15 protein-coding genes are annotated in these 14,660 nt (G+C 53.1%); 9 read left to right on the top strand and 6 right to left on the bottom strand.

What is annotated here, in order from left to right; all coding sequences use genetic code 11:
• Window positions 1–42: 42 nt before the first annotated feature.
• From menA to GUC46_RS22875, 3 genes are all read left to right on the top strand, one after another.
• Window positions 43–972: a 1,4-dihydroxy-2-naphthoate polyprenyltransferase gene (menA, locus tag GUC46_RS22865; protein WP_003028801.1), complete on the top strand. Its 930-nt coding sequence runs from the start codon at window positions 43–45 to the stop codon at window positions 970–972.
• Between the two features lie 92 nt (window positions 973–1,064).
• The gene (gene rraA, locus GUC46_RS22870; RefSeq protein WP_003028798.1) at window positions 1,065–1,550 is read left to right on the top strand and encodes a ribonuclease E activity regulator RraA; all 486 of its coding nucleotides are present in this window, start codon (window positions 1,065–1,067) and stop codon (window positions 1,548–1,550) included.
• A 187-nt stretch (window positions 1,551–1,737) separates the two neighbouring features.
• Window positions 1,738–2,481 carry an SDR family NAD(P)-dependent oxidoreductase gene (locus GUC46_RS22875; protein ID WP_044701846.1) on the top strand — a complete coding sequence of 248 codons (744 nt, stop codon included), beginning with the start codon at window positions 1,738–1,740 and terminating at the stop codon, window positions 2,479–2,481.
• 202 nt (window positions 2,482–2,683) lie between these two features.
• Here GUC46_RS22875 and zapB read toward each other — a convergent pair whose 3' ends face one another.
• Window positions 2,684–2,929 (bottom strand): septal ring assembly protein ZapB, encoded by a 246-nt coding sequence (gene zapB / locus GUC46_RS22880; RefSeq protein ID WP_088732415.1) that lies wholly within the window; start codon window positions 2,927–2,929, stop codon window positions 2,684–2,686.
• A gap of 428 nt (window positions 2,930–3,357) precedes the next feature.
• Between zapB and GUC46_RS22885 the strand changes: the two genes are divergently transcribed.
• The 4 genes from GUC46_RS22885 to fpr all read left to right on the top strand — a co-directional run bounded on the left by GUC46_RS22885 (window position 3,358) and on the right by fpr (window position 7,721).
• A complete protein-coding gene (locus GUC46_RS22885) occupies window positions 3,358–4,203 on the top strand; it encodes an MIP/aquaporin family protein (protein WP_003028793.1) in 846 nt (281 codons plus the stop codon).
• Window positions 4,204–4,224: 21 nt separating this feature from the next.
• Entirely contained in the window at window positions 4,225–5,733 is a 1,509-nt protein-coding gene (gene glpK / locus GUC46_RS22890) for a glycerol kinase GlpK (RefSeq protein WP_003028792.1), read from the top strand.
• 135 nt (window positions 5,734–5,868) lie between these two features.
• Complete coding sequence (gene glpX, locus GUC46_RS22895) at window positions 5,869–6,879, top strand: class II fructose-bisphosphatase (protein ID WP_003840506.1); 1,011 nt, start codon at window positions 5,869–5,871, stop codon at window positions 6,877–6,879.
• A 95-nt stretch (window positions 6,880–6,974) separates the two neighbouring features.
• On the top strand, window positions 6,975–7,721 hold the full coding sequence (gene fpr / locus GUC46_RS22900; RefSeq protein ID WP_003840504.1) for a ferredoxin--NADP(+) reductase: 747 nt from the start codon (window positions 6,975–6,977) through the stop codon (window positions 7,719–7,721).
• 57 nt (window positions 7,722–7,778) lie between these two features.
• On the opposite strand, the gene GUC46_RS22905 is transcribed toward fpr, so the two are convergent.
• A complete protein-coding gene (locus GUC46_RS22905; RefSeq protein WP_003840502.1) occupies window positions 7,779–8,207 on the bottom strand; it encodes a DUF805 domain-containing protein in 429 nt (142 codons plus the stop codon).
• A gap of 100 nt (window positions 8,208–8,307) precedes the next feature.
• Here GUC46_RS22905 and GUC46_RS22910 point away from each other — a divergent pair, with 100 nt between their 5' ends.
• On the top strand, window positions 8,308–8,904 hold the full coding sequence (locus GUC46_RS22910) for a YiiQ family protein (protein WP_149911781.1): 597 nt from the start codon (window positions 8,308–8,310) through the stop codon (window positions 8,902–8,904).
• Between the two features lie 111 nt (window positions 8,905–9,015).
• Window positions 9,016–9,783, top strand: coding sequence for a triose-phosphate isomerase (gene tpiA / locus GUC46_RS22915; RefSeq protein WP_003028783.1), 768 nt, complete (start codon window positions 9,016–9,018; stop codon window positions 9,781–9,783).
• A 39-nt stretch (window positions 9,784–9,822) separates the two neighbouring features.
• On the opposite strand, the gene GUC46_RS22920 is transcribed toward tpiA, so the two are convergent.
• The 4 genes from GUC46_RS22920 to sbp all read right to left on the bottom strand — a co-directional run bounded on the left by GUC46_RS22920 (window position 9,823) and on the right by sbp (window position 14,630).
• Entirely contained in the window at window positions 9,823–11,295 is a 1,473-nt protein-coding gene (locus GUC46_RS22920) for a DASS family sodium-coupled anion symporter (RefSeq protein WP_016151273.1), read from the bottom strand.
• Between the two features lie 113 nt (window positions 11,296–11,408).
• Window positions 11,409–12,713 carry an SLC13 family permease gene (locus tag GUC46_RS22925; protein ID WP_003840496.1) on the bottom strand — a complete coding sequence of 435 codons (1,305 nt, stop codon included), beginning with the start codon at window positions 12,711–12,713 and terminating at the stop codon, window positions 11,409–11,411.
• Between the two features lie 73 nt (window positions 12,714–12,786).
• Entirely contained in the window at window positions 12,787–13,536 is a 750-nt protein-coding gene (locus GUC46_RS22930; protein ID WP_016151272.1) for a CDP-diacylglycerol diphosphatase, read from the bottom strand.
• A 104-nt stretch (window positions 13,537–13,640) separates the two neighbouring features.
• Window positions 13,641–14,630 (bottom strand): sulfate/thiosulfate ABC transporter substrate-binding protein Sbp, encoded by a 990-nt coding sequence (sbp, locus tag GUC46_RS22935; RefSeq protein WP_003840489.1) that lies wholly within the window; start codon window positions 14,628–14,630, stop codon window positions 13,641–13,643.
• Window positions 14,631–14,660: the final 30 nt, after the last annotated feature.

Genomic DNA, 14,660 nt, shown 5'->3' on the forward strand with positions numbered 1-14,660 from the left:
GTTGATGGGGCTGATAAAGCCCCATTTTTATTGGCGCTAAATATGACTGAACAACAACAAATTAGCCGCTCACAAGCCTGGCTGGAAAGTTTACGACCTAAGACCTTACCGCTCGCCTTCGCGGCGATCATCGTCGGTACGGCATTAGCATGGTGGCAAGGATACTTCAATCCGCTGGTTGCTCTGCTGGCATTGATTACGGCGGGATTACTGCAAATTCTGTCCAATCTCGCTAACGACTATGGCGATGCCGTCAAAGGCAGCGACAAGCCCGACCGCATAGGACCGCTGCGCGGTATGCAAAAAGGGGTCATCACCCAACAGCAGATGAAGCGGGCGCTGATCGTCACCGTGGTCTTGATCTGCCTGTCCGGTCTGGCCCTGGTTGCTGTGGCCTGTCACACGCTGGCAGATTTTGTCGGCTTCCTGGTGCTCGGCGGCCTGTCGATCATCGCCGCAATCACCTATACCGTAGGCAATCGCCCTTACGGATATATCGGTCTGGGCGATATTTCCGTGCTGGTGTTCTTCGGCTGGCTGAGCGTTATGGGAAGCTGGTATCTGCAGGCGCATACGTTGATTCCAGCGCTCATTCTGCCTGCTACCGCCTGCGGCCTGCTGGCTACTGCCGTGCTCAACGTCAACAATCTGCGCGATATCAACAGCGACAGAGAGAACGGCAAGAACACGCTGGTCGTGCGTTTAGGCGCTGTCAATGCCCGCCGCTACCACGCCTGTCTGCTGATGGGCACGCTGGTCTGTCTGGCCCTGTTTAACCTATTCTCACTGCAAAGCCTGTGGGGATGGCTGTTTATCCTCGCCGCTCCGCTGCTGATTAAACAGGCGCGATACGTGATGCGTGAGATGGATCCTGCGGCAATGCGCCCAATGCTGGAACGCACCGTAAAAGCGGCATTGTTAACTAACCTGCTGTTTGTCGTTGGAATTTTCTTAAGTCAGTGGTCTCTTTAACTGACAAATATCAATTAACAATTGATGATTTTGCCAACAGTACACATAGCGCGATATACTAAAAATTCTCGCAGCAACTGAACGTTGAGCCTATGAAATACGATACATCCGAGCTTTGTGACATCTATCAGGAAGATGTCAACGTCGTGGAACCACTGTTCTCTAACTTTGGAGGACGGTCGTCGTTTGGCGGACAAATCATCACGGTAAAATGTTTCGAGGACAACGGGTTGCTGTACGATCTGCTCGAACAAAACGGCCGTGGTCGCATTCTGCTGGTCGATGGCGGTGGTTCTGTCCGTCGTGCGCTGGTCGATGCCGAACTGGCTCGACTGGCCGTACAGAATGAATGGGAAGGTCTGGTCATCTACGGCTCAGTCCGTCAGGTAGACGATCTGGAAGAACTGGATATCGGTATTCAGGCGATTGCCGCCATTCCGGTCGGTGCCGCAGGGGAAGGTATTGGAGAAAGCGATGTACGCGTCAACTTTGGCGGTGTAACGTTCTTCTCTGGCGACCACCTGTACGCCGACAACACCGGGATAATCCTCTCCGAAGACCCGCTCGATATCGAGTAAAGAAAACACCGCAATTCGGTGTGATGCCAGTCGGTTAAACAACTGACTGGCTTTTTTTCGCTTCTGAAAATCTCCAGAGCCTCTTTTGCCCTTTTCCCCTTCCGATTCCCCCATCCTGCGCATTGACGAAGAAAAAACTCTCTCTATACCTAATGATGAATCTCATCACTCTCATCACGAGGTCATCATGCATATCGATCTGACAGGTAAAAAAGCGCTGGTCACCGGAGCCAGTCGTGGATTAGGGCGCGCCATTGCACTGTCGCTGGCGAAAGCCGGTGCTGATGTTGTTATAACCTATGAAAAATCTGCGGAGAAAGCCCAGGCCGTTGCCGATGAAATTACAGCACTTGGCCGCCATGGTGAGGCGATTCAGGCAAACAGTGCAGACGCTCAGGCGATTCAGAATGCCGTAAACCGCACGGTACAGTCACTCGGTGGACTGGATATTCTGGTCAACAACGCAGGGATCGCACGCGGCGGCCCGCTGGAGTCGCTGTCACTGGAGGACATCGACGCATTGATTAACGTGAACATCCGTGGCGTGGTAGTTGCCATACAGGCCGCGCTACCGCATCTCCCTGAAGGTGGGCGAATCATCAATATTGGCAGTTGTCTTGCCAACCGCGTCGCCCAGCCGGGGATTGCCGTCTACGCGATGACTAAATCAGCGCTCAACTCGCTAACCCGTGGCCTGGCTCGCGATCTCGGCCCACGGGGTATTACCGTTAATCTTGTCCATCCCGGCCCAACTGACAGTGATATGAACCCGGCAGATGGCGAGCAGGCAGAATCCCAACGGCAGCTTATTGCGACAGGGCATTACGGAACACCGGAGGATGTTGCAGCGGCGGTGACGTTTCTGGTAAGCCCAGCGGCTGGGCAGATTTCCGGCACCGGTCTGGACGTAGATGGGGGTTTGAATGCCTGAAATTAACGTTGTGTTGCGGTAAAACGATTGTATTGCCGGATGACGGCTTACGCCTTATCCGGCCTACACAGGAACGATTACGCAAGAGGTTTCGTATTGTAGCAAGGCGGCAAACGAAGGTATCCCCAGGAGCGTAGTAAACTACGTGACTGGGGTAACTGAGCGCAGCCAACGCAGCTACGGCACGAAAGATGAAGCGTAATTAGACTTCTTCCATACGACCCAGCAGGGCATGCAGACGATCCTGCCAGCCATTCTGCTGTTCTTTCAGGTTGTTGTTCTCACGCTCCAGCTCTTCACGCTGCTGCTGTGCAGTCTGAACTTCCTGCGACAGTGAGTTGTTCTTTTCTTTCAGCTCTTCGATTTCCATCTGTAACAACGTGATGGTATCAATCGCCTGCTGTACTTTTGCTTCCAGTTTCTCAAACACTTCTAATGACATCGTCATACCTCTCCTGAATTGCAAGGCGTTGATGGATAAAAATCCTCGTCCCGATAACCGGCGACGCCTTAATAAAAACGAGCGCACTCTACTTAACACCGATTGTATGAAGCCGCGTCATCGCTGTCCAGCGGCATCCCGCGCAGATTGCGGTTTGCAACACTTTTAGTCTTTCTCCTGGTGACATGACTGTCATAACTCTTAAGTGTTAACAGATTGATCAGTGAAATGATTCAGCTCACACTATTTTTGTATAACAAATACCGCACAATGGCGCGAAAACGCTCATTTTGTTGATGCAGTACACACATTTTAATTTCGATATTTCTCGTTTTTGAGCGTTAACGATAAATTAACAGTGTGCCTACCGGCTCCGGGGATGTCAGTGACCTTCTCGCACACAATAAACATTAAACTCTCTTCAGGATCCGATTATGAGTCAAACCTCAACCTTAAAAGGCCAGTGCATTGCTGAATTCCTCGGTACCGGGTTGTTGATTTTCTTCGGTGTGGGCTGTGTCGCTGCACTCAAAGTAGCTGGTGCTACTTTTGGTCAGTGGGAAATCAGTATCATCTGGGGTCTGGGGGTAGCGATGGCTATCTATCTGACCGCAGGTGTTTCTGGTGCACACCTGAATCCCGCGGTAACCATCGCACTCTGGCTGTTCGCCTGTTTTGATAAACGCAAAGTTGTCCCTTTTATTATTTCGCAAATTGCCGGCGCCTTTTGCGCAGCGGCATTGGTTTACGGGCTTTATTACAATCTTTTCATCGATTTTGAACAAACCAACCATATCGTGCGTGGCACTACCGAAAGCCTGGGTCTGGCGGGTACTTTCTCCACCTATCCGAATCCGCATATCAATTTTGTGCAGGCCTTCGCGGTTGAAATGGTCATTACCGCTATTCTAATGGGGCTGATTCTGGCTCTGACCGACGATGGTAACGGTGTACCTCGTGGTCCGCTGGCACCGCTGCTGATTGGCTTATTAATTGCCGTCATTGGTGCTTCCATGGGTCCGCTGACAGGTTTTGCGATGAACCCGGCACGTGACTTCGGACCGAAACTCTTCGCCTGGATGGCGGGATGGGGTGAGATTGCCTTCACAGGTGGTCGCGATATCCCTTACTTCCTGGTTCCGGTGTTTGGCCCGATTACCGGCGCGATTTTGGGCGCATGGGCATATCGCAAACTGATTGGTCGCCATTTACCGTGCGATGTCTGCGTGATTGAAGAAAAAGACGCGGCGGCCAACACTCAACAAAAAGCTTCGCTGTAATGTGACTACGGGACAAAAATTATGACTGAAAAAAAATATATCGTTGCGCTCGACCAGGGCACCACCAGCTCCCGCGCGGTCGTAATGGACCACGATGCGAATATCGTTGCCGTTTCACAGCGCGAATTCGAGCAAATCTACCCGAAAGCAGGTTGGGTAGAACACGACCCAATGGAAATTTGGGCAACCCAAAGCTCTACGCTGGTTGAAGTTCTGGCGAAAGCCGATATCAGTTCCGATGAAATTGCAGCGATCGGTATTACCAACCAGCGTGAAACCACCATCGTCTGGGAGCGTGAGACCGGTAAACCAATCTACAACGCCATTGTGTGGCAGTGTCGTCGTACCGCAGATATCTGCGAAAAGCTCAAGCGCGATGGCATGGAAGAATACATCCGTAACAACACCGGCCTGGTCATTGACCCGTACTTCTCTGGCACCAAGGTGAAATGGATCCTCGACCACGTTGAAGGCTCGCGTGAACGCGCTCGTCGCGGCGAACTGCTGTTTGGTACCGTGGACACCTGGCTTATCTGGAAAATGACGCAGGGACGCGTACACGTCACGGATTACACCAACGCTTCACGTACCATGCTGTTCAACATCCACTCCCTGGACTGGGATGACACGATGCTGGATGCGCTGGATATTCCGCGCGCCATGCTGCCAGAAGTGCGTCGCTCTTCTGAAGTGTACGGTCAGACCAACATTGGTGGTAAAGGCGGCATTCGTATTCCTATCTCCGGTATCGCCGGTGACCAGCAGGCAGCTCTGTTTGGCCAGCTGTGCGTAAAGGAAGGGATGGCGAAAAACACTTACGGTACCGGCTGCTTCATGCTGATGAATACCGGTGAGAAAGCCGTTAAGTCCGAAAACGGACTACTGACCACCATCGCCTGCGGACCGACCGGGGAAGTGAACTACGCGCTGGAAGGTGCGGTATTTATGGCTGGCGCATCCATTCAGTGGCTGCGCGATGAAATGAAACTCATCAGCGATGCATTCGACTCTGAGTATTTCGCCACCAAAGTGAAAGACACCAACGGCGTGTACGTCGTTCCGGCATTTACTGGCCTGGGTGCACCGTACTGGGACCCGTATGCACGTGGCGCCATCTTCGGCCTGACCCGTGGCGTAAACTCCAACCACATCATCCGCGCAACGCTTGAGTCTATCGCTTATCAGACGCGTGATGTTCTGGAAGCGATGCAGGCTGACTCCGGTATTCGTCTGCACGCCCTGCGCGTTGACGGCGGTGCGGTCGCCAACAACTTCCTGATGCAGTTCCAGTCTGACATTCTCGGCACCCGCGTAGAGCGTCCGGAAGTCCGCGAAGTCACCGCATTAGGTGCAGCGTACCTCGCCGGTCTGGCAGTAGGCTTCTGGCAGAATCTGGATGAGTTGCAGGAGAAAGCGGTCATCGAGCGTGAATTCCGTCCAGGCATCGAAACCACCGAGCGTAACTTCCGTTACAGTGGCTGGAAAAAAGCGGTCAAACGCGCCATGGCATGGGAAGATCACGACGAGTAATACGTCATTGCCGGATGGCTACTTTGGCTTATCCGGCAAAATCTTCGTGCGGGGGCAACCCCGCACACACATCAATAATCTCGCCCCCTCCCCTGTGCTACACTTCGCGCCATTCCTTTCAGCTACGAGTTTGCAATGAGACGAGAACTTGCCATTGAATTTTCACGCGTGACCGAAGCGGCCGCCCTGGCTGGCTATAAATGGCTGGGCCGCGGCGATAAAAATACCGCTGACGGCGCGGCGGTGAACGCCATGCGTATTATGCTCAACCAGGTCAACATCGACGGCACCATCGTGATTGGCGAGGGTGAGATTGATGAAGCGCCGATGCTGTTTATCGGTGAAAAAGTCGGGACCGGTCTTGGTGATGCGGTCGACATCGCCGTCGATCCTATTGAAGGCACACGCATGACGGCAATGGGTCAGGCAAACGCGCTGGCCGTACTGGCTGTGGGCGATAAAGGCTGCTTCCTGAATGCGCCAGATATGTACATGGAAAAGCTGATTGTCGGCCCAGGCGCAAAAGGGTCTATCGACCTGAACCTGTCGCTGGAAGCCAACCTGCATAACGTTGCCGCGGCACTCAATAAACCGCTGAGTGAGCTGACCGTAACCATTCTGGCCAAACCACGCCATGATGAAACGATCGCCGAAATGCAAAAACTGGGCGTGCGCGTCTTCGCTATTCCAGACGGCGACGTTGCGGCCTCCATTCTGACCTGCATGCCAGACAGTGAAGTTGACGTGCTGTACGGCATTGGCGGCGCACCTGAAGGTGTGGTTTCCGCAGCTGTGATCCGCGCGCTGGACGGCGACATGCAGGGCCGTTTGCTGGCGCGTCATGACGTCAAAGGCGACAGCGAAGAAAACCGTCGCATTGGCGAACAAGAACTGGCTCGTTGCGCCGCCATGGGCATTGAAGCGGGCAAAGCGCTGCGCCTCGATGAAATGGCGCGTAGCGACAACGTCATTTTCTCCGCCACCGGCATCACCAAAGGCGATTTGCTGGAAGGGATTAGCCGTAAAGGTAATATCGCGACCACCGAAACGCTGCTGATCCGCGGCAAATCACGTACGATCCGTCGCATTCAGTCGATTCACTACCTCGATCGTAAAGATCCCGATGTGCAGGCGCACATCCTGTAATTGATTTGATCAATAGAGCCTTCCAGCCCATATGGGCTGGAAATCTTTCGTCCAACGAACGAAGATAAGGCAATCAAAGCAGACAGGAGAAAACCATGGCAGATTGGGTAACAGGCAAAGTCACAAAGGTGCAAAACTGGACCGATGCCCTGTTTAGTTTGACCGTGCGAGCTCCAGTTCTTCCTTTCACTGCAGGTCAGTTCACTAAACTTGGCCTTGAGATCGACGGCGAACGCGTCCAGCGCGCCTATTCTTACGTAAATGCCCCTGATAACCCCGATTTAGAGTTTTATCTGGTGACGGTTCCCGACGGCAAACTCAGCCCTCGTCTGGCAGCACTGAAGCCAGGCGATGAAGTGCAGGTGGTGAGTGAAGCTGCTGGTTTCTTCGTGCTGGATGAAGTCCCCGATTGCGAAACGCTATGGATGCTGGCGACCGGCACGGCTATCGGCCCATATTTGTCGATTCTGCAGTTAGGCAAGGACCTGGATCGCTTTAAAAATCTGGTGCTGGTCCACGCCGCGCGCTATGCCGCCGATTTGAGCTATCTACCGTTGATGCAGGCGTTGGAAAAACGCTACGAAGGTAAATTACGCATCCAGACGGTTGTCAGCCGTGAAACAGCCGCAGATTCGCTGACCGGACGTGTACCGGCGTTGATTGAAAGCGGTGAGCTAGAAAAAGCAGTCGGGTTGCCAATGGATAAAGAAACCAGCCATGTGATGCTGTGCGGAAACCCGCAAATGGTACGCGACACGCAGCAGTTGCTGAAAGAGACCCGGCAAATGACCAAACACCTGCGCCGTCGACCGGGCCATATGACCGCAGAGCACTACTGGTAAGAACGTTTTAATGCCCGGTAAACACCCGGGCATTTTGCTGGATGGCGCTTATCCGGCCTACGAGTCAGCTCTGTACTTTACGTCCTGCGTATCCTTACCATATTTATTTGCGTCCTGGGTGCCAATGAACGCCCCCAGATCGATAAGCATACCAACCAGAATCAACGTTGGAACAAAGCGGCCTACCGCCCATTGCCAGACGCCGGGTAATATCGCCCAATTTCCGGCCAGCAGCATCCACGCCAGGATCATCAACAGCGCCCACGCTCCGGAGCGCCCCCGGTCATGCAGACGTTTTACCGTCACTGCCGCCGTTGGCCATAGCAGACACACCAGACAAAAAGCAGCGGTCTGAATATCGAGTAATTGTTTGCTCGCCAGCGAAAACAGAACCAGCATGCTGACGATCCATAGGCCAATCCAAATCCAGAAATCACGGCGCCCGATGCGCCCTTTAAATGAGAATAACCACTGCTGTATGGTCATGTAAGTTCCTTTATTATTACCTTCCAGAACAGTTTACCCTTTTGACAAGCTCGACAGTTACCGTTTTAATCGTGAGCAATGAGAATGAAAGGTACGATTGATGAAGCAAGGATTTACACTGTTTTTATTATTGTTTTCAGCCTTAACCGCGAGCACTTCGGTACTGGCGGAAGAGCCATCGACGGCAACCACGGCCCCCTATTTACTGGCGGGCGCGCCGACCTTTGACCTGTCGATTAGCCAGTTTCGTGAAAACTTTAATACGCAGAATCCGAAGCTTATTCTGAATGAGTTCCGTGCCATCGACAGCAGTCGCGATCGAGCAAATCTCACCCGCGCAGCCAGTAAAATCAATGAAAACCTGTATGCGTCTTCCGCTCTTGAACGCGGCACCCTTAAAATCAAAAGCATGCAGATAACCTGGTTACCCATTCAGGGGCCAGAACAAAAGGCAGCCAAAGTGAAAGCGCTGGAATACATGACCGCCGTCATCCGCACCGTCGCACCGCTACTGACGAAGGAACAGAGCCAGAAAAAGCTGCAAAAACTGCTCGCCGCAGGCAAAGGTAAGCGCTATTACGCTGAAACAGAAGGCGCAATTCGCTATGTTGTTGCTGACAACGGTGAAAAAGGACTGACCTTCGCTGTTGAACCGATTAAGCTGGCACTATCAGAAAGTCTTGAGAAGGCGAATTGATGACAAAAAGCAAAGCCTTTCAGGGGATGAATCTCTATACTGTTTCACAGACCATGCTGCCCTCACGGGCGGCCATATTCCTTAATTCGCTGACAAGCGTGGAGAAATGAAATGCGACATCCTTTAGTGATGGGTAACTGGAAACTGAACGGCAGCCGCCACATGGTAAACGAACTGGTTGCTAATCTGCGTAAAGAACTGGCTGGCGTTGCTGGCTGTGCAGTAGCGATTGCTCCACCGGAAATGTATATCGACCTGGCGAAACACGCCGCTGCCGGTAGCCACATCATTCTGGGCGCGCAGAACGTTGACCTGAACCTGTCTGGCGCATTCACTGGTGAAACAAGTGCTGAAATGCTGAAAGACATCGGCGCGCAGTACATCATTATCGGTCACTCTGAGCGTCGTACTTACCACAAAGAATCTGACGAGCTGATCGCTAAAAAATTCGCCGTGCTGAAAGAGCAGGGTCTGACTCCAGTTCTGTGCATCGGTGAAACCGAAGCAGAAAACGAAGCGGGCAAAACTGAAGAAGTTTGTGCACGTCAGATCGACGCGGTTCTGAAAACTCAGGGCGCAGCAGCATTCGAAGGCGTCGTTATCGCTTACGAACCAGTATGGGCTATCGGTACCGGCAAATCTGCAACTCCTGCTCAGGCTCAGGCTGTTCACAAATTTATTCGTGACCACATTGCTAAAGCTGACGCGAAAATCGCTGAGCAAGTTATCATCCAGTACGGCGGTTCTGTAAACGCAGCTAACGCGGCAGAACTGTTCGCTCAGCCGGACATCGACGGTGCGCTGGTTGGTGGTGCTTCTCTGAAAGCAGACGCCTTCGCAGTCATCGTTAAAGCAGCAGAAGCCGCTAAACAGGCTTAAGTTGTTAAGGCGGGAGGAGCCCTCCTCCCGCTGTATTAACTACCAGTATCCCAACCAGTGCCACCAGAAGGCGCCGGTCACACCCCAAATGGTCAGGTTGACCACACTCATCACCAGCCCCGTTTTCCACCACTCCGCCAACGTGACATAGCCCGAACCAAAGATAATAGGCGCAGTACCCGTGCCATAGTGCGTGAGCGACATCATCAAGGAGGAGGAGAAACCGAGCATTAAACCAAGCAGCGCTGGCGGCGCGCCGAGGCCTAAGCCTGCGGCGAAGAACGCAGCGAACATAGCCGTAATATGCGCAGTTGTGCTGGCGAAAAAGTAGTGCGAGTAGACGTAAAGCAGGATTAACAGCAGCGTCGCAACACTCCAGTGCACGCCAAGATGGTCGATTGCGCTACCCACGCTGGTTGCCAGCCATCCCACCAATCCCAGTTTGCTGAGAAAATCCGCCATCATCACCAGCGCGGCAAACCAGACTATCGTATCCCATGCCCCGCGGCATTTAAGAATGTCATCCCAGCTCAATACACCCGCCATCAATAGAATCGACAATCCAATTAACGCGGCGCTAGTGGGGTTTACGCTCCAGGCACTGCCCATCAGCATTGCTGGAACACCCGCCCATAGACAGAGCAGCAAAATGAACACCCCCAGGGTGATTTTCTCTGCCAAAGAAAGTGGACCCAGCGCATCCAGTTTTTGCCGCGCAAACTGCGGCGCATTTGGCGTGCGCGTGATAGCTGGCGGATAGAGCCACCAGATTACAATTGGCATGACAACCAATGACACCAGTGCGGGAAGAAGCGCCGCAATAGCCCACATTCCCCAGGTCATGTTCAGCACGCCATCCGTCCCCTTTGTCAAAAAACTGACGATTAACGGATTAGGTGCGGTCGCGGTGATGAACATTGCCGAGCTGATCGGGTTAATGTTGTAGTTCACCAGCGCGAGATAACGGCCCGTTGAGCCATTCTCGGCATGGCCTGGCTGCGAGCCGAGGCTCTCCGCAATCGCCCGCATTACCGGGTGGATAATGCCACCACCACGCGCGGTATTGCTTGGCGTTACGGGTGCAATTAGCGTTTCCGCAAGGGTTAATGCCCACGCAATACCCAGCGTTCTTTTACCAAATAGCGCAATAAACCCGTAGCCAATACGCGCGCCCAGGCCGGTCTTTAACAGACTTTGCGACAGCATAATGGATAAACCAATCAGCCAGATTAGCTGGTTAGAAAAACCACTCAATGCATCGTTCAATGCCGCCGAGGGTTTGCCTGGGTTAGTAACGCCTGTCATCGCCACCAGCATAATCGCCACAATCGCAATTGCACCAATGGGCATAGCTTTACCGATAATCGCGGCGATCGTACCAATAAACAGTGCCAGCAGGTGCCATGCTTGCGGGGTTACGTCAGGAGGACACGGGATAACAAACCAGATGGTCAGCGTAATCACAAGCGAGATGATGGCAGGCCAGCGGCGGATGGGGGTCAAACTGTCCATGAATCAATCCTTGAGTTTCCAGTGCGCAAATCTGCGCTCAGGCATTAACCGATATTGCCGCGCATAATACAATTCACTCACTCACAAAACATAAAATTAACATTTTGATACAGCTACAGTTTTCCCAACACCGTAAACCAGGCGTAATCCAGCGGCAGAAGAATCAAATACGTTGCCGCCGCCAGTGCGATACACAACAGCATCCCTGCCCTTGCAGGTACTTTCCCGAGCGCCATCGCCACCACGATCGGTGAAGCCTGATACGGCAACAGTGGTGTGGAATAACCCAGCACCTGGATCATAATCACCGACAGCAGCGGGAATCCCGTCGCATCGGCAAAGCTTTGCGCCAACGTGGTATACAGCGCCGGAACACCGTTCGCCGTCATAATAAAATTAAGCGCCGTGGTAATACCGGTCAGCGCGAGGAAACTGGTAAACGGCTTTTCCGCATCCAGCGGCATCACCTGTAACAGCGCTTCGCCAACGGCGCTACCAATACCTGTCTGCGTGACGGTGATCGCCAGTCCCAGAATACCCGCCACATAAATACAAGTACGAATGTTGACCCCAGTGGAAAACTCGTCGCCATTGATAAAGCCAACCCGTGGGAGCAATGTGATAACTGCCGCCGCCAGCCCGGTCCACGCGGGGCCAATGCCGTGCCAGCTTTCGCTTACCCAAAGAAGCAACACCACCGCTAACATCCAGGCCAGACGTTTTTCATCTCCACTCATCGGTTCCGACGGCGTGAGATCGCGTGGCGCATGGGGCTTGCCAGGGAACAGCCAGCAGATAAGCACGATGAGAACCGCGCCTTTAAGCCAACCCAGAACCGGCGTATGCAGCAGCAAATAGGGAAGATAATTGAGGTGGATGCCGTAAGAGCCTTCCGCCGCGCCGCTCATCACCAGATTCGGTACGTTTGCGGGTAAAATCGTCGCAGAAAGCTGGAATGTCCCAAACCCAACGGCCAGTGCCAGACCATACCAGGCGCGCGTACCATCGTTAATTCCAGCTCGTTTCGCCATCGCTGCGACAATCGGCATCAGCAGCGCAATGCGGCCCATGTTGGATGGCATTACAAACGCCAGCGCGTAACTCAACAGCACCACACTCGCCACCATTAACGGCCAGGAGTCGGTCAACCGTGATGACAGCGCCCTCGCCGCCCTGTCCGCCAGCCCCGTTTTACGAATCGCGATACCCAGCACAAAGCCGCTAAACACCAACCAGAATGCGGAGGACGCAAAGCCGCCAAAGATCACATCCGGTGGCGCGATTTTGGCGACCATCGCCACGGCAAAGAACAGCAGCGCCGTTATAAACTCCGGCAGCAGCGACGTAGCCCAGAGCAGAATGGTGATGCCAACCACCAGAGAGGGGATAAACAGAGGGTGTGTAAGCCAGAGCGACATGCCTGTCTCCTGTTGTTTTTTTCAACAAGAATACGGGGACAGGCATGCGGAGTAAACGCCAGATTAGGTGGGGTTAACGCAGAATATCACATTGATGATCCTGAATTTCCTCAGCGGAGGCGAGATTCAGCGCCAGCAGATTGCGCTGAGTAGCCAGCAGAACAAAGGATTCATCGCTCTGACGCACCATCGCCAACGCATAGCTGCCCATATGCTCACGTGCATCCGGCACCTCTTCTGCCAGCATCATAAATGGGCTGCGTTGTGCCAGTTCATTTTCCGTGACGCGACGCGCCAGATATTCATGACCGCGCAGCCCACCTGGTAGAGGTAGCCAGCGGGTGCTGATTTTCGCCAGGTTGTCATCCAGCTGTTTTCTGACATCGGTTCGCAGGCAGGAGATATGAATATGCAGGTGATTTTGAGTACGCCCGCTACGTGAGTTAATGGTCAGAGAGACTGCTTTGTCAGGGATTTCCTGGCCGTATTTTTGGCTCATAAAGCTACGCGCCTGCCAGGCCAGCCAGAAAAAGTTCGGCGTGCCTGATTTCAACAGCAGTGGGCTTTCCGTACCGTTAATGCGATAAGTGGGCATCAACAAATATTGCAAAGGGCCGTTACGGTCTTTGAACACCACATATCCGGCATCCGTCTTCACTTCTGCGCATGGTGCAGGATCCTGCTGCTGCAACTGGTGCGGTAAGCATTGTTGAAGGACGATCTGGCGTAATGCGTCCGGGTTGCCGGTGAATTTCCAGTACCCGATGCCTGCAGCGGCGGCGACCACAATCACCGCCAGTAAAAGATAGCCTGCTTTTTTCATTACGCGTTTCCTGTATCCCATTGAAGGGCAAGAGTAACGCAAAACCATGACAAATAAAAAACCCGGTCGCGTTAGGCCACCGGGTCGGTAAATCACAGACTTATTTAGCGTTTGCTGATCTGGTCGAACGTACCGCCATTAGAGAAGTGCTCTTTCTGCGCTTTTGTCCAGCCGCCAAACTCTTCGTCGATGGTGAACAGCTTCAGCTTCGGAAATGCATTTTCGTATTTCTTCGCAACGTCTGTATCACGTGGACGATAGTAGTTTTTCGCTGCAATTTCCTGGCCTTCCGGAGAGTAGAGATACTTCAGATAAGCTTCCGCCACCGCTTTGGTGTCTTTCTTTTCCACCACTTTATCGACCACGGAAACGGTCGGCTCCGCGAGAATAGATTCACTCGGCGTCACTATCTCGAATTTGTCTTTACCCAGCTCGTTCGTTGCCAGCAGCGCTTCGTTTTCCCAGGCGATCAGCACATCACCGATACCACGCTCAACGAAAGTATTGGTTGAGCCACGTGCACCGGAATCCAGCACTTCAACGTTTTTATACAGGGCCTTGACGAAGTCCTGCGCTTTGGCCTGATCGTTGTTGTTGTGGTGCAGGGCATAGCCCCATGCCGCCAGATAGTTCCAGCGTGCGCCGCCTGAGCTTTTCGGGTTTGGTGTAATCACTGACACGCCGGGTTTGATCAAATCGTTCCAGTCATGAATTTGTTTGGGGTTGCCTTTGCGGACCAGGAACACGATGGTGGAGGTGTAAGGCGCAGAGTTATCCGGCAAGCGCTTAATCCAGTTTTTATCAATTCGACCACGTTCAGCAATGGCATCCACGTCATATGCCAGTGCCAACGTCACCACATCGGCTTCAATACCGTTGATGACAGAGGTCGCCTGTTTACCAGAGCCGCCGTGCGACTGGCGGATCACGACGTTATCGCCCGTTTCCTGCTTCCAGTGCGCGCTGAAGGCTTTATTGTACTGCTCGTACAGTTCACGTGTTGGATCGTACGATACGTTAAGTAACTGAATATCCTTTGCCAGAACGCTGGTTGATGCCAGCAATAATGTTAACCCTACGCCCCATTTGTTCATCGCCCAGCTCTCTTATGTGATGTTGTGATG

It is taken from the genome of Citrobacter sp. LUTT5 (assembly GCF_009905315.1).
GTDB classification, from domain to species: domain Bacteria; phylum Pseudomonadota; class Gammaproteobacteria; order Enterobacterales; family Enterobacteriaceae; genus Citrobacter; species Citrobacter freundii.

What these genes read in the sequence shown, in the direction of transcription:
- GUC46_RS22910 (WP_149911781.1), top strand. Translation starts at nt 8,308, where the DNA reads ATGAAGCAAGGATTTACACTGTTTTTATTATTGTTTTCAGCCTTAACC.
- glpK (WP_003028792.1), top strand. Translation starts at nt 4,225, where the DNA reads ATGACTGAAAAAAAATATATCGTTGCGCTCGACCAGGGCACCACCAGC.
- GUC46_RS22885 (WP_003028793.1), top strand. Translation starts at nt 3,358, where the DNA reads ATGAGTCAAACCTCAACCTTAAAAGGCCAGTGCATTGCTGAATTCCTC.
- GUC46_RS22905 (WP_003840502.1), bottom strand. Translation starts at nt 8,207, where the DNA reads ATGACCATACAGCAGTGGTTATTCTCATTTAAAGGGCGCATCGGGCGC.
- tpiA (WP_003028783.1), top strand. Translation starts at nt 9,016, where the DNA reads ATGCGACATCCTTTAGTGATGGGTAACTGGAAACTGAACGGCAGCCGC.
- rraA (WP_003028798.1), top strand. Translation starts at nt 1,065, where the DNA reads ATGAAATACGATACATCCGAGCTTTGTGACATCTATCAGGAAGATGTC.
- menA (WP_003028801.1), top strand. Translation starts at nt 43, where the DNA reads ATGACTGAACAACAACAAATTAGCCGCTCACAAGCCTGGCTGGAAAGT.
- zapB (WP_088732415.1), bottom strand. Translation starts at nt 2,929, where the DNA reads ATGACGATGTCATTAGAAGTGTTTGAGAAACTGGAAGCAAAAGTACAG.
- GUC46_RS22875 (WP_044701846.1), top strand. Translation starts at nt 1,738, where the DNA reads ATGCATATCGATCTGACAGGTAAAAAAGCGCTGGTCACCGGAGCCAGT.
- sbp (WP_003840489.1), bottom strand. Translation starts at nt 14,630, where the DNA reads ATGAACAAATGGGGCGTAGGGTTAACATTATTGCTGGCATCAACCAGC.
- GUC46_RS22930 (WP_016151272.1), bottom strand. Translation starts at nt 13,536, where the DNA reads ATGAAAAAAGCAGGCTATCTTTTACTGGCGGTGATTGTGGTCGCCGCC.
- GUC46_RS22925 (WP_003840496.1), bottom strand. Translation starts at nt 12,713, where the DNA reads ATGTCGCTCTGGCTTACACACCCTCTGTTTATCCCCTCTCTGGTGGTT.
- GUC46_RS22920 (WP_016151273.1), bottom strand. Translation starts at nt 11,295, where the DNA reads ATGGACAGTTTGACCCCCATCCGCCGCTGGCCTGCCATCATCTCGCTT.
- fpr (WP_003840504.1), top strand. Translation starts at nt 6,975, where the DNA reads ATGGCAGATTGGGTAACAGGCAAAGTCACAAAGGTGCAAAACTGGACC.
- glpX (WP_003840506.1), top strand. Translation starts at nt 5,869, where the DNA reads ATGAGACGAGAACTTGCCATTGAATTTTCACGCGTGACCGAAGCGGCC.